Below are 22,840 nucleotides of genomic sequence, written 5' to 3'. Positions count from 1 at the left end.
GGTTTTCTTATGCTCTTTCAATCAAGGCTGGGTCGTTAGCTTGCCTGTAGCGAGGGAAGATTTAACGAATGTTTTGTTTGAGTATATCCGTGTGAATCCGTGTCATCCGTTGCCATTTTCCATCCGATTCGGCGTTGCCGCCGACGGGCCGCCACAAGGGACGGCCCCTGCATTTGGATCGATGGCGGAATTACACCTTCGCCTCATACTGCTGCAGCAGCCAGGCTTTCTGCTCGGGGATCGTCATGTGACTGTTGTCGAGGACGATGGCGTCGTCGGCCTGACGGAGGGGAGCCGTCTCGCGGTGCGTGTCGATATAGTCACGCTCCTGCACATTCTTCAGGATAGCGTCGAAGTCAGCCTCCATGCCTTTCGCTTTCAGCTCGTCGTAGCGGCGCTGGGCACGGATCTGCGGATCAGCGGTGACGAAGATCTTCAGTTCGGCATGGGGGAAGACGGCGGTGCCGATGTCACGGCCGTCCATCACGATGCCTTTCTCCTGTCCCATGGCCTGCTGCTGGGCTACGAGGGCCTGACGCACGAAGGGCAGGGCAGCGATGGGACTGACATGACTCGATACTTCCATCGTGCGGATGTCCTTTTCCACATTCTTATCATTTAAATAGGTGTCGGGACGTCCCGTCTCACTATTCAGTTTGAAAGAGATATGGATCTGCGGCATCTGCGCCTTCAGCTCGTCCTCGCGGATGGTGCCGTCGGGACGGAAGAGGTCATGCTGCAGGGCGTAAAGGGTAACACTGCGGTACATTGCGCCGGTATCGACATAGATATAGCCGATCTCACGGGCCAGGTCTTTGGCCATTGTACTCTTACCGCAGGAGGAATAGCCGTCAATGGCAATGATAATCTTCTTTTTCATCGTTTGTATGTTGTTTTGCGGAACATGATGAATCATGTCCTTACAGCGAGTAGGCAGCATTGATGATGATACTGCTGCTACTCACGTGGTATTTACCGTATGATAGATTCAGTTTGAAACGATCGAGGTTGAGGCCGGCGCCGATGCTGAGGCCGGCGCCATGGGAACTGCTGTCCTCGCCGCTCTCGATCTTCATCTCGTGAACCCGTCGACAGTTATAGCCTGCTCCGATCCATATCTGATCGCTGAGCAGGAGGTCGAGACCGAAGACGGCGTGGTTGATGAAGCCGTAGTTCCAGTGGTTGAGGTCCACGAGGGTCGCGGAGACGCGGAACGGCATGTTGACGAAGCGCTTCGACACACCGACCTGTACGTCGAGGGGCATATCCTCATAGTTGTCGTCATACGCCTTGATCTGTCCGCCGAGGTTCTTCGCCACAGCAGAGAGGGACCATTCGTAATCGGGGTTATAGTAATTGATGCCGAGGTCAACGCCCATCGCCATGGAGTTGTAGCTGCCGATATACGAGGTGATGAATTTCGCCGTGATACCACCCACGAAGTTCTTGCCGAGGATATAGGAGAAATAGCCCGCGATGGCAATATCCTTGGCGTTGAAGGTGCCGAGGTCGTTGTTGTTCTCATCCCGCTGTTTCATCGTTCCGTAGTCGAGATACTGCGCAGAGACAGCCGCCGAGGCTTTCTCACCGAAGTTACGGTTGAAGGCGGCGCTGGCGGCATTGACGCCTTTCATATAGTTCATGTATCCGAGCGTGATCGTCTTGTCGGAGACCGAGGAGAGGAGGGCGGGGTTGTTGAATATCAACGCCTCGTCATCCTCGATGATGGTGATGTTGTCACCGCCGAGGGCGGCAGCATGCGCACTCACGGGGATGCGCAGGAAATTGTATGCGGTCTGACTCTCCTGAGCCTCCAAATCGATGGTGAGAAGGAGGGCGAAGAGCAGGAAAACTGCTTTTTTCATTCTTTTTCACGATTTATTTTGCAAAGATACTCTTTTTTTCAAATATAAAAAGTAACTTTGCCAATGATTTTAGGAAATATAAGAATTGGAACTCAAAAAAACATACGCAGCAGACTTGGAACACAGGCGCCCGACGGCTTTCCTGTTGGGATTGATCGTTGCCTGTGCCCTCCTCTTCGTAGCCTTGGAGTACACGACGGTACCCGCTGACGATGAGGATGATAATGAACTTCTCGACGATATGGCGAAGGATATGTCACTACCGCCGATCGACGACCAGAAAGACCTGCAGTCGATTCCCACCGGTGGCGCGATGAGCAAATCGGTGACCGATAAGATGAAGCTCGACAAGGTCAATGACGATCAGAAGAAAGAGATCAGTCCGAACAGCGGCGAGAGTCTGCAGCCCGTGGCTCCTGGTGTCACGCAGGTCGCCGGTGAGGCCAAGAACTCACAAGTCTCCGCGGCCCTTCCACAGGAGACGGCGAACAGTGACAATCCGTTGGATATTAAAGTGGTGGAACAGTTGCCGATGTTCCCCGGCGGTTGGGTGAACCTGATGAAATGGCTGACGAAGAACCTCCATTATCCACCGCAGGCTGAGCAGCAGAAGATCCAGGGCAAGGTCGTCGTGTCTTTTTTGATTCAGAAAGACGGGACGCTGACGAATATCAAGCTCGAGCATTCCGTGGACCCGCTGCTGGACCGTGAGGCGCTGCGCGTCATCCATATGATGCCGAAGTGGAAGCCGGGCGTCAGCAACGGGAAGCCGTGCGTGACGATGTTCGCCATACCCGTGGTGTTCAGCCTCTGATAAAAGTAAAAAAGTAAAGAAGTAAAAAAGATATGCTTACATCTGAAGAAATACTGGAGAAGGTCAATGACTTTCTTGATCATCTGCCTTATGAACGAAAGCCGGCGTCGTTGTATGAGCCGATCCGCTATGTCCTTTCCATGGGCGGCAAGCGCATCCGTCCGACGTTGATGTTACTGGCTTACAACCTCTATCATGAAGATCCCGAAAAGATCCTCATGCAGGCCATTGCCCTGGAGACCTATCATAACTATACGCTGTTGCATGATGACTTGATGGACAACGCCGATATGCGCCGCGGCCATGTCACCGTGCATAAGAAATGGGATGCCAACACGGCCATCCTCTCCGGTGACTCCATGCTCGTGCTCGCCTATGAGCGTATGGCACAGTGTGACGCGAAGCACATGCCTTCCGTGCTCCGCCTCTTCACGGAGACGGCTCTGGAGATTGGTGAGGGACAGCAGTACGACATGGAGTTTGAGACGCGTAATGATGTCACGGAGGAAGAGTATATCGAGATGATCCGTCTGAAGACCTCCGTTCTGTTGGCCTGTGCGTTGAAGATCGGCGCTATCCTCGCTGATGCTCCCGAGGAAGACCAGCAGAATCTCTATACTTTCGGTGAGAAGATTGGTCTGGCGTTCCAGTTGCAGGACGACTACCTCGATGTCTACGGCGATCCGAAAGTCTTCGGTAAGAAGATCGGCGGGGATATCACGTCGAACAAGAAGACCTATATGCTCATCAATGCTTTCAACAAGGCCGAGGGCGCCCAGCGCGAGGAACTCGACCGTTGGATTCATGCCCAGGCGTTCGACCGTGATGAGAAAGTCGCTGCCGTCACGCGACTCTATAATGAGCTCGGCATCGACCGTATGGCGCAGGAGAAGATCGCCTATTATTTTGAGGAAAGCAAGAAATATCTTGCCGCCGTCCGTCTGCCGGAGGAGCGTAAGGCCGAGTTGGCGCGGTATGCGGAGAAAATGATGAAACGGAAATATTAAATCCATGCAGTTTATCGATACTCATTCCCATTTGGATACGGAGGACTTCATGGAAGATCTGCCGGAAGTCATCGCACGTGCGAAAGCCGCCGGTGTCAGTAAGATCTTCGTGCCCGGCGTTGATGCCGCTTCCGTCGCTACGGTGAAACAGCTGTGCCAGAACTATCCCGGCTATTGCTATGCGATGATCGGCCTGCAGCCGGAAGAGGTGCGGCAAGACTGGCGTGAGGTCCTGCAGATGATGAAAGCGGAACTGGACGCCTCCCGCCGTGGTGATGAGCATACGGTTCCTTATATCGCCATCGGTGAGTGTGGCTTGGATTATTACTGGTCACGGGAGTACGAGAAGGAACAGTTGCTGGCTTTCGAGGAACAAGTGAAATGGTCGATAGAGACGCAGTTGCCGTTGATGATCCACTGCCGGAAAGCGCAGAATGAACTGTTGCATATCCTGAAGGCTTACGAAAAAGATCTCCCCGGTGGTGTCTTCCATTGCTTCACCGGTAACCGCCAGGAGGCAGAGGCCTATCTGCGCTTCGAGAAGTTCGTGCTTGGTGTCGGCGGTGTATCCACCTTTAAGAGCAGTCATCTGCGGGAGGACCTGCCGGCCGTTGTCCCGTTGGACCGTATCGTGCTCGAGACCGACAGTCCATATATGGCGCCCGTCCCTTACCGCGGCAAACGGAACGAGAGTGCCTTTGTGCTCGAGGTGCTTCGTACGCTGTCAAAAGCTTATGGCGTGAGTGACGAGGAAATGGCCGAGCAGACGAACGCGAACGTACGGCGAATCTTTAAAGAAATTTAAAATTTACGGAAAATTTCGTCGGTTTAATCAAAAAGTAGTACTTTTGCACTCGCTTACAAGATAAGCACGTCAACCGCACAAGGAAAGATGCTCGAGTGGTTGAAGAGGCACGCCTGGAAAGCGTGTAAACGTCTAAAGCGTTTCGGGGGTTCGAATCCCCCTCTTTCCGCCCTGGAAGGGAAATCTCGCAAGAGGTTTCCCTTCTTTACGTCAATAGGGTAAATGATCCGTCGTACCGACGGCGGGCCGCCACAAGGGACGGCCCCTGCAAAGGAATGAAAAAATTCAGTATTTCTTTTCTTTATTTGCTGAAATTAGTGTAACTTTGCGCATGAATTGAAAGAGAAGAAAATATTCAGAAGATAATGAATCAGAAAAAAGGATTTGCAAAGATCATTGCCGTTGTCTGTCTGCTGCTGACCTCCTCAGCAGCCGCTATGGCCCAGGATGCCGAGAGCTTGGGTTTTCATCAGGAGTTGAAGACGAAGTTTATCGAGGGAAATGCCGGGTTCATGTCCCTCGTTGCCCTCACGCTCGTCCTCGGTCTGGCTTTCTGTATTGAGCGGATGATCTACCTCAGTCTGTCGGAGATCAATGCGAAGAAATTCATGGGTGATATTGAGCAAAAGGTAGAAGCTAATGATATAGAGGGTGCCAAGGAACTGTGTCGCAATACGCGCGGACCTGTTGCCTCCGTCTGTTATCAGGGCTTGTTGCATATCCGTGAGCGTATTGATGATATCGAGCGCAGTGTCGGCAACTACGGTACCGTGCAGGCCGCCAATCTGGAGAAGGGCTGTTCGTGGATCACGCTGTTCATCGCCATGGCGCCGTCGCTGGGCTTCCTCGGTACGGTGATCGGTATGGTCATGGCTTTCGACCAGATCCAGCAGGCCGGTGATATCAGTCCGACGATTGTCGCCTCGGGAATGAAGGTGGCGTTGATCACGACGATTTTCGGTATCATCGTAGCCGTTATCCTGCAGATCTTCTACAATTATATCTTGAATAAGATCGAGCACCTCACGAGTCAGATGGAGGAGAGCGCCATCACACTGATGGATATCATCTCCAAGGCCAAGCGAGGCGCTGAATAAAGAAAGGAGGGAAGATGAAGTTTGCTTTTCATCGTCAGGATCTGCGCCGGATGTCTGCCGAGCGGTTGTCCCAGCGGGTCTTCTATGGCTTGCTAGGTCTCGCCGTCATTATCTTCGGCCTCTTCTATCTCGTCGGTTACGACCGTCCTTTCGAGGATGACTATTCGTTCAACGATCCGTTGTTTACGAATGCTGTCCTGATCCTCATGGATGTGTTGTTGGTGGCCGCTATCATCGTCGCTGCAGCTTCTGGTTATCGGTTGTGGCGTCAGCGCAGTAAGGCCAATGGGACTGACAATCATATCCCCGTGCGGAAGATCCGTCTGTGGACTTGGTCGTCCACGGGCGTGTGCCTGTTGCTCACGCTGCTCGTCGGCGGCTCATCGCCGATGCGCATCAACGGAGCGTGGTATACGGATACACTGTGGCTGAAAGTCAGTGATATGTTCATCCTGACCTCCATCATTCTGTTGCTCGCCGCCGTCGGTACGGTGATCTATGGCAGTACGCGTTATATCCGTCGCAGAAAGGAGCGTCGCCCATGTTGATCCGTCGCAAGGCCCGCCGGGAGGTGCCGCAACTGAACACGACATCAACGGCAGACATCTCTTTCATGCTGTTGATCTTCTTCCTCGTCACGACGAATATGGACAAGGACACGGGCCTGCCGCGCCTCCTTCCTCCCGCCGACCGGCAGAAAGAGCAACAGCTCAGTGTCGTCGATAAGAGTAAGACCCTCGTCATGGACCTCAAGGCCGGTGACAGTCTGCTCGTTGCCGGTAAGCCGTGTCCGATGAGTGCCGTGAAGCAGCGTGTCGCCGAGTTCGTCGCCAAGACGGGCACGAATCATCTGTTGTCACTCACGTGCAGTCCCGAGGCTGACTACAATGCTTATTTCCAGTTGCAGAACGCCATCATGCAGGCCTATCATGCCGTGCGTGACTCTGAGGCTAAGCGCCGTTATCACCGTCTTTATAATCAACTCGGTCCTCAGGAGCACAAATTCATTCAGGAACTCGTGCCGATCCGTCTCGCCGAACCTTATGACGAGAAGTCTCCAGCGGACGAAGAGAAAGGAGGCGCGAAATGATGAATTTCCATCCCCGTCGCAGCCATCGTGTGCCCGGATTGAATACGGCCTCGCTGCCGGATTTGATCTTCTCCGTCCTCTTCTTTTTCATGATCGTCACGCATATGCGGAAAGAGACGCTGAAGGTGAAATACCAAGTACCCCAGGGCACGGAGCTGACGAAACTCGTGAAGAAGAGTTGTGTCTCCTATATATATATAGGTAAGCCCGTCTCCCCGATGGGCAAGGTCCTCAGTGACAGCAGCCGCATTCAGTTGAACGATAAGTATGCCACGGTGGAGGAAGTCGGCAGCTATATCCGTCAGGAGCGCAACCGCATGAGTGCCAATGATGCACCGAACATGACGGTGTCGATCAAGGCCGACCGCTCTACGCCGATGGGCATCATCCAAGGCGTGAAGCAGCAGCTCCGCCAGGCTGATGCCTTAAAGATCAATTATTCGGCCGAAGAAGGCAAAAAACGGTGAATAAAAATGTAAAATATTTTAAATCGCTATCGATTTGAAAGATTTCTTATTAAAATAGTTGGTTTATACAATTTTTTGTTGTATCTTTGCAGCAAATTTAACAAGCAGAATGGCACAACATCAATTAGACAAATTAGACAAGAAGATTCTCTCGCTCATAGCAGAGGATGCTCGCATTCCTTTTCTGGAGGTAGCCCGCGCCTGCAATGTCAGTGGCGCCGCTATTCACCAGCGCATACAGAAGCTCACGAATCAGGGCATTCTGAAAGGCTCACAGTTCATTCTCGATCCTCAGAAGATCGGTTATGAGACTTGCGCTTACATTTCTTTGTATCTGAAGGAGCCCGGTGACTCCGACAAGGTTGTAGAAAAACTCAAGAAGATCCCCGAGGTGGTAGAGTGTCACTGTACCACGGGCGGTATGGATCTGTTCATCAAGCTCTATGCTTTGAACAACCAGCATCTGATGAAGATCATCCACGACAAGCTTCAGCCGCTGGGCTTGGCCCGTAGTGAGACCATCGTCTCTTTCGCCACGCCGATCCAGCGCCAGTTGCCTATTGAGGATGTCGTTGTCGATGACAAGGTCGACGATCCTGTAGCATAAGGCTTGTATACGGAGAAAAGACAAAAAGAAAACAAAACGAGCGTAACGCTGTCATTTCTAACGGAATGGCAGCGTTTTCTTGTTAATATGCTTCCTGGATAACTAATTACCTTTTTAATTTATTTTCTGTTATTTTGCAAGAAAATTGAAAAAATATTTGGTGTTTTCCTGATAAATACATAATTTTGCAACTGAAAGTTAACCAAACTTTAATTTATATGAGGAATTATTTTACTTATGTACTGTCAGCAGCGTTGCTGACCACATCACTCACTGTTAGTGCACAGGCACTGAGAACAGCGCCGCAGGGCTTGGCTAAGTTTGCCAAGACTCCCACCGCCGGTATGCTGAAAGGTAAGAAGGCCGAAGGGCTGAAAATCGCCCAGCGCCATGTCCGTCCGAATGCTTTCCGCGCCCTTGTCCGTCGTTATGCCGCAGATGAGGACCTCGCTCCCGTCACCGATCCTGAGGGAACGACCTATAGCAATCTCGTTCTCTCCGACTTCTACACCTATTCTTTTTGGGGTTATCTGATGGCGGGCAATGACTATGCCGCACTGAGCAGTTACATTGTAGCACCCAATGGTGATGTCTATTTCCAGCCTTTCGCCAGTTCTTTCCCCTCTTCCGGCTATCTGAAGGTCAGCAAGGAGAAAGACGGCAGCTATGTCGCCCATACGCCGCAGTTGATCTACACGGAGTCGGACCAGACCGATGCCGGCAACGACACCACGCTCTATGTCTATGCCACACGTATGACGATGCAGGAAACGTCTGATGGTCTGTACTATGCCGTCGACTCCGTCTCTGAGGATTCATGCGATCTGGATGTCAAGTTCACGTTTGAGAATGGTGTCCTGAAGCAGGCTGATCAGAGCAATTATGAGACCTATTCCTACCCCAACGAGATCATCGGTATGACGGATGATAAAGGTAGTTGGTACCTATATTCTGCAGGCCGGATCACCATCAAGCCGCTCGACGCTGACGATGTCGTCGCCACGCTGCCCTCTGATACTGTCCGTCATGAGGCCGTCTTCTCTTACAACACGCCTGATACCTTAGGTGTAGAGCATCGTACGAAAGTCGGCTCGTTCTATTATACTTCTGCTTCGAAGCCCGATTCCGTCTATCTGGCTAACCCGTATAACAAGGCTTCCAAGCAGTATATCGCGGGTACGATCAATGCCGACAAGAGCTGGAGCTTCAAGAAGCAGTATATCGGCGCTGACTCTTCGATGATGCAGCATGAGTGGTTCATCCCCGCTACTTATACCGTAAAGACGGGTAGGGACGACTACGGAGATGCTTACGGTAAAAATGTTTACACTGAGGATGACGCCCTCGTGCTGAAGTATGATGCCGCTGCGGGAGTTTACAAGAGCGATACCACCAAGGCTCTGCTCGTCAATGCCGCCAAGGACGTGATCTACTATGCCGGCGCTTATGCTGATCCTCTGTATAAGAACTTTACGGAGGTTGCCGCTACGCCAGCTGATCCTTCTTTTACGGGTTATTCTGCTTTAGATACTTCCTATGGCGGCTATATCGCTTTCAACATTCCGAGTTCGGACACGGAGGGCAACTATATCAATACCGACAAGCTCTACTACAATGTCTTCATCGATGATGATACGACAGAGAAGTATGAGTTCTCTACGGATGATTATCAGGGTCTTACCGCCAATATGACGGATGTGCCTTACAGCTTCGCGGATAGCAGGGATTTCTATGCTGACGGTGATGCCCACACGGTTTACTACTATGTGGATGGTGTTGATAAATGGGGTCTGCAGAGTGTCTATACTGGTGGCGGTGAGACCCACAAGTCCAATGTCGTCTGGTTCGATGCTGCAGCCGCAGGTGTGAAGTCTGTCATCAATAATGGCAAGAGCACCGTTGCTTACTATGATCTCACCGGTCGTCGTGTCAGCAAAGCACAGGGTGGTCTCTTCATCAAGAAGATCACGTATGCCGACGGCAGTCAGAAGACCGTTAAGGTTCTGAAGTAAAAGAGAGAAAAATCAATTCATATTTAATAGGTATATGTCTGCCCGGTCTCCTTTTAGACCGGACGGACCTTGAAAAATCACATTGTCATGAGAAAAAAACAAATTCTGACGTTGGCAGTCCTCTCCCTGTTGGCCGGTGGCAACGTCAGTGCCCAGCAAGTCATTTATGGTGCTTATTCAGGTGACGAGACACTGCATGTCTGGGGTACGGAGAAAGCCGAACATTATGACCTGGCCATCCATATCAAGGATGCCAACCTCGTGGGAAAGAAGGTGACGGGTGTCCGTCTCTATTTTCCCCAGGGAATCGACTATACGGCGTTGACCGAGGACTCTGTCTTCCTGACGAAGACATTGGCCCTGCAGAAGAATGCCGCCGGTAAGAAGGTCAGTAAGGCTGATATCCTTTCGGAGCCGTACACACCGACAGATTCGTTGGAGTATACTTTCTCCACGCCGTATACGATCACGGAGGATGGTGTCTATGCCGGTTATACTTTCACGGCACCGGATACCATTCAGACACCAGTGATTGTGGTCCAGGGATCAAATAATGAGAACTTCTACTTCCATGGCACGCGCTCCGTGCTGAAGTGGAAGGGCTATTCCGCTTCTACGGGTGCTGAGCTTGCCATGCAGGTGCTCATCGACGGCGTACCCTATAATGCCGCCGCTTTGTCGGCTGATGCCGCTTCTACTTATGCCCAGTCGGATAAGACGACGGATCTGTCCTATACGGTGTATAACCAAGGTGCCGCGCCTTTGAAGAGCATCGATTATACCTACAGTGTTGCCGGCAAGAGTGCCGAAGGGCATTATGACTTCTCCACACCGGTGAAGGCCCACTATAACAAGAGCGGAAAATTCTCCGTCACATTCCCGACGACGGATGCCGCCGGTAATTACACGGCTTCCGTGAAGATCACGAAGGTTAACGGTGAGGCCAACGGTGATGTGGATCCCTCTGCCTCCTCTACGCTGCAGGTTTTCGACTTTCTGACGAAGAAGCGTGCCTTGCTCGAGGAGTATACGGGAACATGGTGCGGCTTCTGTCCGCGTGGCTTCGTAGGACTGGAGCACATGAATGCGCTTTACGGCAATGACTTCGTTTGCGCCTCCTACCATAATGCTGACGCTATGCAGTTCACGACGGATTATCCGTCTGTTTCAAATGGTTTCCCCTCAGCTTTCATCGACCGTTATCATGAGACGGATGCCTATTGTGGTGACAACTATGATGGTCATTTCAACATCGATGATACTTATGCTCTGTACAATAATGTTCTGGCGCCTGCAGAACTGAATGCCACGGCAGCCCTCTCTGAGGATGGCAAGAGCATTGCTGTGACGACGAATGTCAAATTTGCTGCGGCACAGAGCGCCGGCCAGTATCAGTTGTCTTATGTGCTGACGGCTGACGGACTGACGGGAACAGGTAGTTCCTGGGATCAGCATAACTATTACCCGGACTATGCCTCCCAATATCCTGATGATGATATGAAGGAGTTCACACAAGGCAAATCCACCGTTTCCGGTCTGACTTACAACTTCGTGGTTGTCGGCTGGAGTGGCAAGAGTTATATTGCCAACAGTCTGCCCGATGCTGTCGCTGCCAATGCCTCCACAACGAGTACTTACACCTTCGATGTCAGTGGTGACAACAGTCTCGTCAAGGCCAGTCTGATCCAGCATAAGGACAAGCTGCATGTGGTGGCGATGCTCATCGATACCACCAATGGTCATGTCGTCAATGCCGTGAAGATTCCCGTTTCTGTTCCTACGGCGATCCGTACGATCAACGACGAGCCTGCCAACATGATGAAGAAGACTTACTACAGCGTCGACGGCCGTAAGCTGGCCCAGCCGCAGAAGGGTCTGAACATCATCAAACTGGAGAATGGCAAGACCTTCAAGGCCGTGATGGAGTAGGGACATGATTGATCATGTTCCGCATGATGGAGAAATAAACAACGGAGATAATTTTTTATCTTTAATAGATAAAAAATTATCTCCGTTATTTATGTGGGCTATTTAACTTATTTCTTTTCGTAGTCCACAAAGGCGTAACGCTGGTGATGGCGGTCGTCGATGTCATGCTCCTCGCGCGACACCTCGCGCCACCCCTCACGGTAGTCGGGGAAGAAGACGTCGGCCTCGGCGGGCGTGTCGTCGATCTCCGTCAGACAGAGGCGGTCGGCGAGCGGCAGGGCCTGACGGTAGAGGCTGGCGCCACCGATGATATAGACATCCTCGTCGGGACCACAACTTTTCAGCGCGGCCTCCAACGACGGGTAGACATCGCAGCCCGGCAGTTCTGTCACCGTATGACTGATGACGACATTGCGGCGGTGGGGCAGGGCACCCTTCGGCAGTGAGTCGAAGGTCTTACGGCCCATGAGGATGGTATGTCCCGTTGTGAGTGCCTTGAACCGTTTGAGGTCGTTCGGCAGCCAGTAGAGGAGTTTGTTCTGATAGCCGATGGCGTTGTTTTTCGCCACGGCAGCAATCATGTTGATGCGCATTTTATGATTTTATACGGAAACTTTGGCGTCGATATGTGGCCAGGGATTATAATCCGTCAGTTCGAAGTCCTCGTATTTGAAGTCGAAGAGACTCTTCACGTCGGGGTTGAGATGCATGTGGGGCAGGGGGCGCGGCGTACGCGTGAGCTGCAGACGGGCCTGGTCGAGGTGGTTGAGGTAGAGATGGGTGTCACCCGTGGTATGGATGAACTCTCCGGCCTCAAGTCCCGTCACCTGGGCCATCATCATCAACAGCAGGGCGTAGGACGCGATGTTGAACGGCAGACCGAGGAACGTGTCGGCACTGCGCTGGTAGAGCTGCAGACTCAGTTTGCCGTTGGCGACATAGAACTGGAAGAGGCAGTGGCACGGCGGCAGCGCCATCTCGTCGACCTCCGCGGGATTCCACGCCGAGACGATCATGCGGCGGCTCTCGGGGTGGTGCTTGATCATCTCGATGACATTGGCGATCTGATCGATCGTACCACCTTTGTAGTCTGGCCATGAGCGCCACTGATGTCCGTATACAGGCCCGAGTTCGCCGTTCTCATCGGCCCATTCGTTCCAAATGCGCACGCCGTGTTCCTGCAGCCAGTGGACATTGGTGTCACCGCGGAGGAACCACAGCAGTTCGTAGATGATGGATTTCAGATGGAGCTTCTTCGTCGTCAGCAGCGGAAAGCCGTCGGCGAGGTTGAAGCGCATCTGGTGGCCGAAGACGGACAGCGTTCCCGTGCCCGTCCGGTCGGCTTTCTTCACACCCTCGGTGAGGATGCGGTTTAGTAAATCAAGATATTGTTGCATGGTTCTTTAATATATGTCGTTTTGATAGCCCAGGCCTGTGGGTAGAGGTTATTGGCCCGGTTGCCTATGTTCTTCGCGAAGCCGAGGTCCTGTCCACGGAAGGCGATGCGGACGATGCCACGCGGCGTCTCCGGAGGCAGCACGACGGACTCCCGTCGCAGATAGGCGATGGCGGTCGGCCAGTCGACATCGACGAGAGGATATTGTTCTTTGTCCTTCTCGATGGACAGGGCCATGGAAACATCGGGGATGAGGTTTTTGCCTTTCACGACGCCGTCATGGATGCCTTGTGAGAGGACATGGAGGCCGCGCCCTCTGCCCGTTGCCGGTTTCGTGTCGCCGGTCTTGCGCAGCACACTGACGAAGAGCCCCTCTCCGATCGTCTTGCCCGGGAGAAAGCGATAGCACGGCCGGTTGCCGACGAGGGCGCCTGTGATGTTCCACGCCGGGTCCGTGGGGATCGTGACGGACTCCGCGCCGAGCTCACGGGCGATCCACTCCACATTCTCCTCATCTTCATGGGCGTTGAAGGTACAGGTGGAATAGATCAGGATGCCGCCGGGCTTCAGCGACGGCCAGACATCCTCGACGATAGAGCGCTGCAGGCGCCAGCATTCCTCGACCTTCTCCGGACTCCACTCAGTGATGGCACCGGGATCCTTGCGGAACATCCCTTCGCCGGAACAGGGGACATCGGTGAGGATGAGGTCGAATTGGAGGCCGCTCTGCCCGTAGTCCTTCGGGTAGTTGTTCGTCACGGTGATGGCGGGGTGTCCGTATTTCTGGATATTCTCGCTGAGCACCTGGGCGCGCTGGCAGATGGGTTCATTACTGAAGAGTGTGCTGCCGTCGGGAAGGGCCGACATCATACACGTCGTCTTTCCGCCGGGGGCGGCACAGAGATCGAGGGCCGTGACGGGCTCATGGACGAGCGTGTGGACGATATGGCTGATGAACATCGATGAAGCTTCCTGCACGTAGTAGAGTCCGGCATGGAGCAGCGGGTCGAGCGTGAACGTCGGGCGGTCGTTGAGATACCAGCCTTCCGGACACCACGGCACTCTGCCGCCGGCATTCCCCACGGTAGTGCCTTTCGGACATTTGTAGGGATTGAGCCGGATGCTCACGGGTGCCTCCGCTTCGAGACCGCTCAGCAGGGTCCCGAAGAGCTCATCGCCCAGCAGTTGGCGGGTATAGGAGAGAAAAGAGTCGGGTAACTTTTCCATAAATGAATATTTCTGCAAAATTACGAAAAGTTTTGGAGAAAGGAGAAAGAGGGGAGAAAATTTTGATCCTCTTGCAGGGGCCGTCCCTTGTGGCGGCCCGCCGACCGATAGGTCGGATATGTGGGCATTTGCGCAACCTTGCGCTTGCAAAGCGCAAGCACACGACGGCAGGCCATTCATTCCCGGTTAGGACGGCCACGAGGGCCGCTCCCTACGGTGGGTTGTTATTCGAAGATGATCTCGTCGTCGCTGTTGAGATCCTGCTTGGGCTTGGGCTTCGGCTGTTGCTTCAGCTTACCGTTGGCGTCAAACATGCCATAGGTCGTGCGCAGGACGATGAACTCGGTACGACGGTTGAGCTGGTTGCAGATCTCCTGATGCGCTTTCGTCTGTTTGGCGATGAAGTCCGCCGTGAGGACATCATTCTCTTTCAGCCACGGGTATTTCTCCGTGAGCTTCTTACGGACAGTCTTCGGCCTGCTCTTGCCATAGCCCACGGGCGTGAGACGGTCACGGGCGATACCTTTCTCCACGAGATATCGGACGACAGCCTCGGCACGGCGCTGCGAGAGGGCTTTATTGTAAGCATCGCTGCCCTTATAGTCACAGTGGGCACCGAGCTCAATGGTGACATTCGGATTCTCGTTGAGCAGTTTGACGAGGTCGTCGAGGGCTTTCACCGACTCCGGCCGCAGGGTCGCCTTGTCGAAATCATAGAAGATATTGTCGATGAGCACAGGGACGGTGATGGAAGCCAAGGGAAACTGCAGCGTATACTCCTTGCTGTCGTCGACATGCTGCGCCACCTTCACCTCTTCCTGATGATTCAGATAGCCTTTGCACGATGCCATCAGCAGATAGTCTGTTCCGGGGGTGGCGACGAGGGTGAAACTGCCGTCACTGCGCACGCTGACCTTCTTGTTCGTGCCGTCGCTGCCGACGATATACACCTGTGCCGCAGGCAACTCATAGCCGTCCATTTCGTAGACCCAGCCCTTAATGGTCTGTACGATCTCCGGGTTGTCGAAACTGTAGATATGGTCGTAGCCTCGTCCGTCACGGCGGTTGGAGGAGAAATAGCCACGGTTGTAAGGTCCTTCAAACGTCATGCCGAAGTCGTCGCCCTCGGAGTTCAGCGGATAGCCGGGGTGGGAGAGGACATAATGATGCGTCTTCGGGTCCACGGTAGCGATGAAGATGTCGAGGCCGCCCATGCCCGGATGACCGTCACTGGAGAAATAGAGATCGCCGTTGGGCCGGAAGGTCGGGAACTCCTCGTTACCCGGCGTGTTGATCGGTTCGCCGAGGTTCTCCACTCCTCCGAAGCCGGCAGCGGTGATGCGTACGCGCCAGATGTCGAGACCGCCCTTGCCACCCGGCATGTCGGAGGTGAAATAGAGCCACTCGCCGTCGGGCGAGATAGCGGGATGGGCGAAGGCGCTGAGGGTATCCTTCGTGAGTTCAATATCTTTCGCCTTTCCCCATGACGCGTCGGAGCGTGAGGAATTGACGATCTTTGCGTAACGTGGTGACGAAGGATCGGAGACACATTGCGTGAGATACATCTCCCGTCCGTCGGGAGAGAATGCACAGGCGCCTTCGTCGTAGTCGGTATTCACGCCGCCCGTGAGGGCCTGCGGCCGACTCCATTTGCCTTTGTCGTCTTTCTGGGAGAAGAAGATATCCCCTGCTTTCGTGCCCGTGATGCCACTGATCTCATTGCCCGAGGCGTCATTGCGTGTGGAGGAGAAGAAGAGCTGGGCACTCTCGTCACCAAGGAGCATCGGTGAATAGTCATCACGGCGGGAGTTGAAGATATCCATGCGCTTCACGGTATAGCGGCTGCCGGCCTGTTTCCAGCCCGGTGCTTTCAGCGCCGACTCCAAGCCGTTGTTGACGAGGAGATCATCGGGCATGGACTTCTTCAGTTGGGTGAAAATCTCAGCGGCCTGTTTGTAGTCGCCGTTCTTCAACAACAGACGGCCATAGGCAAGGCTGTCCTGCGTCGTGGCCTGATGGTAACGGATGGCATTACGATAGGCGGCGATGGCTTTCGGACTTTGGTTGATCCGTCCGTAGGCAGCACCCATCTTTTCCGCGATCTTCCCGCGGCGGTCGCGGTCTTTCGGCGGCGTCTTGCGGTAGGCTTCCTTGAACTGTGCGGCGGCATCGAAGTATTCCCCGAGGGCAAGAGCTTTCTCGCCCTTCTTCAGGTTCATGTCGGCGCCACAGGAAGTGAGGAAAAGGAGGCCTATAACAATCCTTCCCAAGGAGAGGGGCTTTCTGAAGAGTGTATGTAGTAAATGTGTAAACATAAAAAATCCCGTTATTGCAAGGATAACGGGATTTTTTTCGGTTTATTATAGTTTGGGGGAACATGATAAATCATGTCCTTACATGATTAGAACGACATCATGAAGTTGAAGCGCAGGCCCCAGCGGCGTGTGACATCGGGGTTGTCATTGTAAGTCAGACGACGGACGTAATCAACGCCGAAGAACTTGAAGATATTGTGTACACCGACGAGGACCTCCATGTACGGCTGGTTGCCGATGACGTAAGAGCCTTCGGGAAGCAGGAAGAGCTTGTTGTCGCCGGGATTCTTCAGCGGGTTGTTCTTATCCGTGAGATGTCCCCACATACCTTTGAAGCCGATGAGCTCACGCCATTTCAGCTTTTTGATGAGCGGCAGACGGTTGAAGAGTTTTCCATTGAGGTCCCAGATGGCGCTCCAGTAGAGATGACGGTCGGTGATGAACTCCATATTGCGCATGAGGTTGAACGTTGTCTCGTTGGCATCGGCAACATAGCTCAGGCTCACGGGCGGCATGAGGAGGAGCGGGAACGGCGCCTTGTTCCACTCAGTGCGGCCGATGACGTTGAGGTTGATGTAACCGAAGGAGCCGAGCCACTGCCGTTTGTACAGGCTGAGTTCCGTGATGTTGTAGTTATACTGTCCACCAAGGAAATGATTCAGACCCATGTTGTGCGTCAGGGAGATCTCCGGAGCGTCGAAGTTCACAGGCCAGCGGCGCTGCTTCGTGTTGATATACGTCTGGTTCGGATGGTAGTCGATGCCGAAGTTCAGCTCCGTCGTGCGGATCTTGAAGATCTCGGGATCATTGTTGACGGGGACGAAATGGAGATCACCGGCCACTTGATTGCTCTCCGTCTTGATGCCGAGGTCAAACGACAGGCCGTTCTCAGACTCATACTTGAACGACAGTTTCTGACGGTTGAAGAAATACATCTGACGGACGGTCTGCGTACGCCAGCTCTCGAAGATATTATCCTTGTTGTTGACGAGGAACTTATCGGCCGGTGACATCAGGTCGCGTGTCGACTCGAAGGAGATGTCACGGATAGGATATTCAAACTCAGCCAACTCCTTCTTGTTGAACGAGTAGGTGATCTTACTGCCGTAGTACCACTGATGACTGGCAGCACCGTAAGCTCCCCATCCCGTCCAGAACAGATGTGAGTTGAGGTTGGCGGTGGTACGGCCGCTGAGACGCCAGCGGGCACCGTCGACGAAGTTGGACGAGAGGACGGTGTTGATCGGGCCGATGTCGAAATAGTTCTTATGGCCCGGCTTGCTCGTCTCGATATAGTTCTCCACGAACATCTGCAGGCCGACGATAGCCCAGCCGAAGTTCTTGCTCTTCGTCAGACGGTAAGTGAAATAGTCCATATCGCCCTCACCATTCGTCAAGGGAATAGGACGGGCAGAAGCCCAGTAGTCACTGCTGCGCACGCGGGCACTTGGCTGTTCGACCTTTGCCGCTGCCCCACGGAACTCCTTCTTCGAGATAGGATCGAAAGAGTAGTCCTGCATGCGCGTGTTACGCACCACGAGGAGGTTCGGGATGATGGAGACGACATTGACCTCTGCTGCCATGTCATCCTGCGTGAGTACCCACTGGCCGTCGCTGAGCTTGTCGAACTGCTGGATGATATTCATGTTCTGTACGAAGTTGACACCGCTCTGCTTCGGCAACTTCAGCGTGCAGCGCTTCACCTGCAGGGCGGAGTCCTTCGTGATGTAGAGCTCACCTTGGAAGCCGAAGTCCTGATGGTTAGCGGGATAATAGAGCACATGATAGCAGCTGTCGCGGTCCACCTTCACCGTGTCCTGGATGAAATAATGGTAGAACGAGATGGCCTCGCTGCCGATGGGTGAGGGGAAGGGATACTGCAACAGACGGATATAGTTGTCGTAGATATTCACGTCGGTGAACACCTCCTTCAGCATCGTGTTGAGGATGTCGCCGGTCTTGATGATCTTGTTGACGCCGGCGGCGCGCTGGGCCACGACGATGGTCTTCTCCTTCTTCGGGTCCTTGCGGTAGATCTGCTTCGTAATGGTCTCATCGACGGAGATGGGCAGGATGAACTGGCCGTTGTACGGGCTCTGGTCGATATGGTGCTGATACCAGTCGGGCTTCTTGTCCGTCTTCGTCGTGTCGATCTTGTCGCGTGAGAACGTCAGCTTTTGATACTTCGTGTAAGAATAATAGTCATGCTGATCAAGATCGGTCTTGCGCTTCTGGGCAATGACACGGCGCATGAGTTCCACGGCCGGGTTGTTCTTGCGGCGGTAACGGACGCGCTTGCTCTTCACGACGACCTCCGAGAGGTTCTTGGCCGTCGACTTCAACTCGATGGTGATACTGTCGGGAAGCTGGCTCAGCGTCAGCGTCTTGTTGGTATAGCCCAGACAGGAGGCCGTGAGCGTGACGCCCGGATGGTAGGCAATCTCAAAATAACCCTCACCGTCGCAGGTCGCGGAGAGCTTCAGCGACTTATAGAACACGGAGGCGTAGGGAATGCCATAGCCGTCGGCTTCATCGACGACGTGTCCCTTGAGCATCTGTATCTGCGCTGATGCCGTCAAGACAGCCAGCGGGAGGAGCAATAAAAATAGTAGTCTTCTCATACCTATATATATTATATCTTTCATTATCATTTCTTTTTGTCTGTCCTAAAAGGGGGAGATGCGCTAACCTCCTTTTCCGAGGACTGTGTTCCTAAATCCGCTGCAAAATTACGAAAAATATCTTCTCCGCAAAAGTTTTCAACCCTCTTTTGCACTTTCAGAACATCTTTTTGCCTAAAAATATAATAATTCTTTGAGGGAATGTTCTATTTGTTCGAAAAAATTGGCTAACTTTGCACCCAAAAAGAACAAGGACGAATGAACAACGAGGTAATGGCTCAGGCACTCGGATCGGAATATGAGGTGATGTACGACACGTCGGATATCGCATTCACGGATAACATCAAAAATTTTACGGGGAAACTGGAGCCTTTAAAAATGGACCGGACGGTGATGATCTTCTGCATTGTAGGACAGATGCAGGTGGATGTCAATGATGTCACCATTCGTGTTGAGCGTGGACAGATGCTCATCTGCCCATCCAACAGCTATGTCTCCAATGTGCTGTTCAGCTCCGATTTCGAATGCAAGGCGCTCATCATGTCGCCGCATACCATCCTCGCCTTCCTCCACGACCAGGCATCGATATGGAATCAGGCCATTTACGTGAAGAATATCCGCGTTGTGGAGTTCGGACAGGAGGACCGGCCGTATTACGAGAAGTTCTACGATCTCGCCAAGCTCGTCTATAATGACCCGCGGAAATTCATCTTTAAGGAGCGTACGTTCCACTGGATCTGCTACGGACTGCTGTCGTGGACCTGCGGTATCCTGGAGAATATGATGCAGGCGGAGCATACAGCATTGAGTCAGAATTCCTATTTTGAGAAGTTCCTCGATCTCTTGGATAAGGAAGAGGTTAAATACCATTCTGTACAGTATTATGCTGACAAGCTCTGCATCACCTCGAAATATCTCTCCATGCTCTGCCGTACCAGTAGTGGGAAGACGGCATCGGAATGGATCCGGGACTATGTCATGGAGGATATCCGTTACTACCTCAAGGGGACACGGTGCTCGATGAAGGAGATTGCCAATAGGCTCGGCTTCCCCAATGCCTCCTTCTTCGGCAAATTCGTCAAGGACCGCTTCGGCATGTCACCGCTGGCCTACCGCAGGAGCGTGAAACTATAACTATATAAGATAAGGTAAGAAACGATAATGAATAATCAGTTGGACATCCGTCCGATCCAAACGAAAAAGGAGATCCGCGATTTTGCCCATTTCGGCAATCACCTCTATAAGGACAACACTTGTTGGGTGCCCGATATTGAGGGTGATCTCCAGGCGCTCTTCAAGCCGAAAGCGGCTGATGGCGATGAGGCTGTCGTCATTCAGGGTTTCGGCGCTTACCGCGGCAACGAGATGGTGGGGCGGATCCTCGGCATCGTCAACCACAGGGCTAACAAGAAATGGAAGACCCATACCGTGAGGTTTGGTATCTTCGACTTCATCGATGACCTCGAAGTCTCCAAGGCGCTCCTCAACGCGGTCAGTGAATGGGGCCGTGAGCAGGGACTGGATAATATCCAGGGACCGCTCGGCGCTACTGACTTCGACAAAGAAGGTATGCTGGTGGAGAACTTCGACATGCTCGGTTCGATGTCCATGTATTATAATGCGGACTATTATCCCCGCCACATGGAACAGCTCGGCTATGAGAAGGCCGTCGACTGGCTGAGTATCCATCTGAATATTCCCAAGGAACTGCCGCCACGCTATATCAAGACGGCCGGTATCGTGAAGAAGATGCTGAAAGTCCATGTGCGCTATCTCACGGCCGCTGAGGTCAACGATGGCTGGGGCAAGAAAGTGTTCGATCTCCTCAATGAGGCGTATGCGCCGCTCTATGGCTTCTCGGCCTTCACGCGGGAGCAGGCCCAGCATTTCATCAGTGCCTATCTGCCGCTGCTGGACATGCGGATGATGCCCGTCGTCGTTGACGAGAATGACAACATCGTCTGTCTGGCCATCACCATGGGCAGTCTGTCGCATGCCCTGCGCAAGGCCAAGGGACGCGTCTGGCCCTTTGGCTGGTTCCATCTGCTGAAAGCGCTGAAATGGAAGCATGAGGACACCGTGGAGATGTTGCTTATCGGTGTGAAGCCGGAATTGCAGGGCATCGGCCTGACCTCACTGGTCTTCCTCGAGCTCATCAAGACCTATAACGCCCTCGGCTATAAGTATGCCATCACGGGCCCGCAGTTAGAGACGAATGTCAAGGAGCTCTCGCAGTGGAAATATCTCAACCCCGAGCTCGTCATGCGCCGCCGCTGCTGGAAAAAGGTGCTGTAGGGACATGATTTATCATGTTCCGCTTGTCTTGATTATCGGATGAAAACGAATAAAAATAAAATATAAAACAATGTCAAATAGAGTAGTAATCACGGGTATGGGTATCTGGAGTTGTCTGGGTACTACACTCGATGAAGTTCGTGATGCCCTGTATCAGGGTAAGTGTGGCGTCATTTTCAGTCAGGAGCGTAAGGATGCCGGTTTCCTCTCCGCCCTCTGCACCGATGTTCCCAAGCCTAATCTCAAACCGTATGTCGACCGTAACATGCGTAAGTTCATGCCCGAGGAGGCACAGTACGCTTATATGGCTACGCGTCAGGCACTGGAGAACGCGAAGATGGACCAGGATTATCTCGATGCCCATGAGGTCGGTCTGATCTACGGTAATGACTCTGTCGCTGAGGCTACGATGGATGCCCTCGACAAGTTCCGTAATCTCGGCAACACCCTCGCCTGTGGCTCCGGCGCTATCTTCCAGTCGATGAACTCGACGGTGACGATGAACCTCGCCTGCCTCTTCCATCTGAAGGGTATCAACCTCACGGCCAGCGCTGCCTGCGCCAGCGGTAGCCAGTCCATCGGTCTCGGCTATCTGCTCATCAAGGACGGTCTGCAGGATACCGTTATCTGTGGCGGTGCCCAGGAGAACAATATGTATTGTGTGGCCAGCTTCGACGGTATCAACGCTTTCTCCAAGCGCAATGATGACCCGAAGCATGCCAGCCGTCCGTTCGACCGTGACCGTGATGGTCTCGTCCCCGGTGGCGGCGCTGCTACCGTTATCCTCGAAAGTTACGAGAGTGCCGTTAAGCGTGGCGCGCCGATCCTCGGTGAGGTCCTCGGCTGGGGCTTCTCCGGCAATGGTGCTCATATCTCCACGCCGAACGTCGAGGGACCGGCCCGCAGTCTGCAGCTCGCTATTGAGCACGCCGGTGTTGATCCCCGTGAGATCGGTTATGTCAATGCACATGCCACCTCTACGCGCGCCGGTGACGGTCGTGAGGCAGAGGCTATCGCCCGTGTCTTCGGCGACTATAAGGTGCCGGTGACATCTACAAAGGGACAGACGGGCCACGAGATGTGGATGGCCGGTGCCAGTGAGATGGTCTACACGATGCTGATGATGAAGAACGGCTTCATCGCCGGTAACCTCAACTTCGAGAATGCCGACGAGCACACCAATTGCATCAACATCATCCCCGAGACCGTTGAGACGAAGTTCAACATGTTCCTCTCCAACTCTTTCGGCTTCGGTGGCACGAACTCCAGCCTTGTGGTGAAGGACCTGTAAAA

Annotated in this window: 20 protein-coding genes and 1 tRNA gene; 14 read left to right on the top strand and 7 right to left on the bottom strand. The window is 53.3% G+C overall.

The window, feature by feature from the left end:
• Positions 1-190: 190 nt before the first annotated feature.
• Entirely contained in the window at positions 191-880 is a 690-nt protein-coding gene (cmk, locus tag G604_RS0109470) for a (d)CMP kinase (protein ID WP_036905216.1), read from the bottom strand.
• A gap of 40 nt (positions 881-920) precedes the next feature.
• Entirely contained in the window at positions 921-1,865 is a 945-nt protein-coding gene (gene porQ / locus G604_RS0109465; RefSeq protein WP_028910347.1) for a type IX secretion system protein PorQ, read from the bottom strand.
• Between the two features lie 115 nt (positions 1,866-1,980).
• Here porQ and G604_RS0109460 point away from each other — a divergent pair, with 115 nt between their 5' ends.
• The 11 genes from G604_RS0109460 (at position 1,981) to G604_RS0109410 (ending at position 11,693) form a co-directional block, all read left to right on the top strand.
• Positions 1,981-2,679, top strand: coding sequence for an energy transducer TonB (locus G604_RS0109460; RefSeq protein WP_231376124.1), 699 nt, complete (start codon positions 1,981-1,983; stop codon positions 2,677-2,679).
• A 32-nt stretch (positions 2,680-2,711) separates the two neighbouring features.
• Positions 2,712-3,686, top strand: coding sequence for a polyprenyl synthetase family protein (locus G604_RS0109455; RefSeq protein WP_028910345.1), 975 nt, complete (start codon positions 2,712-2,714; stop codon positions 3,684-3,686).
• 4 nt (positions 3,687-3,690) lie between these two features.
• Positions 3,691-4,491, top strand: a complete 801-nt coding sequence (locus G604_RS0109450) for a TatD family hydrolase (RefSeq protein WP_028910344.1) — start codon at positions 3,691-3,693, stop codon at positions 4,489-4,491.
• Between the two features lie 81 nt (positions 4,492-4,572).
• A tRNA-Ser gene (locus G604_RS0109445) sits at positions 4,573-4,660 on the top strand.
• Between the two features lie 196 nt (positions 4,661-4,856).
• Positions 4,857-5,588, top strand: coding sequence for a MotA/TolQ/ExbB proton channel family protein (locus G604_RS14095; RefSeq protein WP_081657735.1), 732 nt, complete (start codon positions 4,857-4,859; stop codon positions 5,586-5,588).
• A gap of 14 nt (positions 5,589-5,602) precedes the next feature.
• Entirely contained in the window at positions 5,603-6,136 is a 534-nt protein-coding gene (locus G604_RS0109435) for a hypothetical protein (protein WP_051220344.1), read from the top strand.
• Positions 6,130-6,678, top strand: a complete 549-nt coding sequence (locus tag G604_RS0109430; protein ID WP_028910342.1) for an ExbD/TolR family protein — start codon at positions 6,130-6,132, stop codon at positions 6,676-6,678. Before G604_RS0109435 ends, G604_RS0109430 begins: the two co-directional genes overlap by 7 nt.
• Positions 6,678-7,145, top strand: coding sequence for an ExbD/TolR family protein (locus tag G604_RS0109425; protein ID WP_028910341.1), 468 nt, complete (start codon positions 6,678-6,680; stop codon positions 7,143-7,145). Before G604_RS0109430 ends, G604_RS0109425 begins: the two co-directional genes overlap by 1 nt.
• 109 nt (positions 7,146-7,254) lie before the next feature.
• On the top strand, positions 7,255-7,752 hold the full coding sequence (locus tag G604_RS0109420; protein ID WP_028910340.1) for an Lrp/AsnC family transcriptional regulator: 498 nt from the start codon (positions 7,255-7,257) through the stop codon (positions 7,750-7,752).
• Between the two features lie 218 nt (positions 7,753-7,970).
• Positions 7,971-9,764: a hypothetical protein gene (locus G604_RS0109415; RefSeq protein WP_155941912.1), complete on the top strand. Its 1,794-nt coding sequence runs from the start codon at positions 7,971-7,973 to the stop codon at positions 9,762-9,764.
• Between the two features lie 87 nt (positions 9,765-9,851).
• Positions 9,852-11,693 carry a hypothetical protein gene (locus G604_RS0109410; RefSeq protein ID WP_028910338.1) on the top strand — a complete coding sequence of 614 codons (1,842 nt, stop codon included), beginning with the start codon at positions 9,852-9,854 and terminating at the stop codon, positions 11,691-11,693.
• 107 nt (positions 11,694-11,800) lie between these two features.
• Here the strand turns inward: G604_RS0109410 and G604_RS0109405 are convergent, their stop codons facing one another.
• The 5 genes from G604_RS0109405 to G604_RS0109385 all read right to left on the bottom strand — a co-directional run bounded on the left by G604_RS0109405 (position 11,801) and on the right by G604_RS0109385 (position 19,252).
• Positions 11,801-12,286, bottom strand: a complete 486-nt coding sequence (locus tag G604_RS0109405; RefSeq protein WP_028910337.1) for a dihydrofolate reductase — start codon at positions 12,284-12,286, stop codon at positions 11,801-11,803.
• 9 nt (positions 12,287-12,295) lie between these two features.
• Positions 12,296-13,090, bottom strand: coding sequence for a thymidylate synthase (locus G604_RS0109400; protein WP_028910336.1), 795 nt, complete (start codon positions 13,088-13,090; stop codon positions 12,296-12,298).
• The gene (locus tag G604_RS0109395; protein WP_036905209.1) at positions 13,066-14,316 is read right to left on the bottom strand and encodes a methyltransferase RsmF C-terminal domain-like protein; all 1,251 of its coding nucleotides are present in this window, start codon (positions 14,314-14,316) and stop codon (positions 13,066-13,068) included. Before G604_RS0109395 ends, G604_RS0109400 begins: the two co-directional genes overlap by 25 nt.
• 224 nt (positions 14,317-14,540) lie before the next feature.
• Entirely contained in the window at positions 14,541-16,535 is a 1,995-nt protein-coding gene (locus G604_RS0109390; protein WP_231376122.1) for an OmpA family protein, read from the bottom strand.
• 182 nt (positions 16,536-16,717) lie between these two features.
• Positions 16,718-19,252, bottom strand: a complete 2,535-nt coding sequence (locus G604_RS0109385) for a DUF5686 and carboxypeptidase-like regulatory domain-containing protein (protein WP_028910333.1) — start codon at positions 19,250-19,252, stop codon at positions 16,718-16,720.
• A 258-nt stretch (positions 19,253-19,510) separates the two neighbouring features.
• Between G604_RS0109385 and G604_RS14815 the strand changes: the two genes are divergently transcribed.
• The 3 genes from G604_RS14815 to G604_RS0109370 all read left to right on the top strand — a co-directional run bounded on the left by G604_RS14815 (position 19,511) and on the right by G604_RS0109370 (position 22,838).
• Positions 19,511-20,386, top strand: a complete 876-nt coding sequence (locus G604_RS14815) for a helix-turn-helix domain-containing protein (protein WP_028910332.1) — start codon at positions 19,511-19,513, stop codon at positions 20,384-20,386.
• A 27-nt stretch (positions 20,387-20,413) separates the two neighbouring features.
• On the top strand, positions 20,414-21,547 hold the full coding sequence (locus G604_RS0109375; protein WP_028910331.1) for a hypothetical protein: 1,134 nt from the start codon (positions 20,414-20,416) through the stop codon (positions 21,545-21,547).
• 70 nt (positions 21,548-21,617) lie between these two features.
• Positions 21,618-22,838, top strand: coding sequence for a beta-ketoacyl-[acyl-carrier-protein] synthase family protein (locus G604_RS0109370; protein ID WP_028910330.1), 1,221 nt, complete (start codon positions 21,618-21,620; stop codon positions 22,836-22,838).
• Positions 22,839-22,840 lie beyond the last annotated feature (2 nt).

This window comes from Prevotella sp. AGR2160 (genome assembly GCF_000424185.1).
Taxonomy (GTDB): domain Bacteria; phylum Bacteroidota; class Bacteroidia; order Bacteroidales; family Bacteroidaceae; genus Prevotella.
Note: the sequence above shows the minus strand (reverse complement) of the source record. Positions and strands in the feature narration are given on the sequence as shown.

Coding starts and splice junctions, on each gene's coding strand:
- cmk (WP_036905216.1), bottom strand. CDS start 880: ATGAAAAAGAAGATTATCATTGCCATTGACGGCTATTCCTCCTGCGGT.
- porQ (WP_028910347.1), bottom strand. CDS start 1,865: ATGAAAAAAGCAGTTTTCCTGCTCTTCGCCCTCCTTCTCACCATCGAT.
- G604_RS0109455 (WP_028910345.1), top strand. CDS start 2,712: ATGCTTACATCTGAAGAAATACTGGAGAAGGTCAATGACTTTCTTGAT.
- G604_RS0109450 (WP_028910344.1), top strand. CDS start 3,691: ATGCAGTTTATCGATACTCATTCCCATTTGGATACGGAGGACTTCATG.
- G604_RS14095 (WP_081657735.1), top strand. CDS start 4,857: ATGAATCAGAAAAAAGGATTTGCAAAGATCATTGCCGTTGTCTGTCTG.
- G604_RS0109435 (WP_051220344.1), top strand. CDS start 5,603: ATGAAGTTTGCTTTTCATCGTCAGGATCTGCGCCGGATGTCTGCCGAG.
- G604_RS0109430 (WP_028910342.1), top strand. CDS start 6,130: ATGTTGATCCGTCGCAAGGCCCGCCGGGAGGTGCCGCAACTGAACACG.
- G604_RS0109425 (WP_028910341.1), top strand. CDS start 6,678: ATGAATTTCCATCCCCGTCGCAGCCATCGTGTGCCCGGATTGAATACG.
- G604_RS0109420 (WP_028910340.1), top strand. CDS start 7,255: ATGGCACAACATCAATTAGACAAATTAGACAAGAAGATTCTCTCGCTC.
- G604_RS0109415 (WP_155941912.1), top strand. CDS start 7,971: ATGAGGAATTATTTTACTTATGTACTGTCAGCAGCGTTGCTGACCACA.
- G604_RS0109410 (WP_028910338.1), top strand. CDS start 9,852: ATGAGAAAAAAACAAATTCTGACGTTGGCAGTCCTCTCCCTGTTGGCC.
- G604_RS0109405 (WP_028910337.1), bottom strand. CDS start 12,286: ATGCGCATCAACATGATTGCTGCCGTGGCGAAAAACAACGCCATCGGC.
- G604_RS0109400 (WP_028910336.1), bottom strand. CDS start 13,090: ATGCAACAATATCTTGATTTACTAAACCGCATCCTCACCGAGGGTGTG.
- G604_RS0109395 (WP_036905209.1), bottom strand. CDS start 14,316: ATGGAAAAGTTACCCGACTCTTTTCTCTCCTATACCCGCCAACTGCTG.
- G604_RS0109390 (WP_231376122.1), bottom strand. CDS start 16,535: ATGAACCTGAAGAAGGGCGAGAAAGCTCTTGCCCTCGGGGAATACTTC.
- G604_RS0109385 (WP_028910333.1), bottom strand. CDS start 19,252: ATGAGAAGACTACTATTTTTATTGCTCCTCCCGCTGGCTGTCTTGACG.
- G604_RS14815 (WP_028910332.1), top strand. CDS start 19,511: ATGAACAACGAGGTAATGGCTCAGGCACTCGGATCGGAATATGAGGTG.
- G604_RS0109375 (WP_028910331.1), top strand. CDS start 20,414: ATGAATAATCAGTTGGACATCCGTCCGATCCAAACGAAAAAGGAGATC.
- G604_RS0109370 (WP_028910330.1), top strand. CDS start 21,618: ATGTCAAATAGAGTAGTAATCACGGGTATGGGTATCTGGAGTTGTCTG.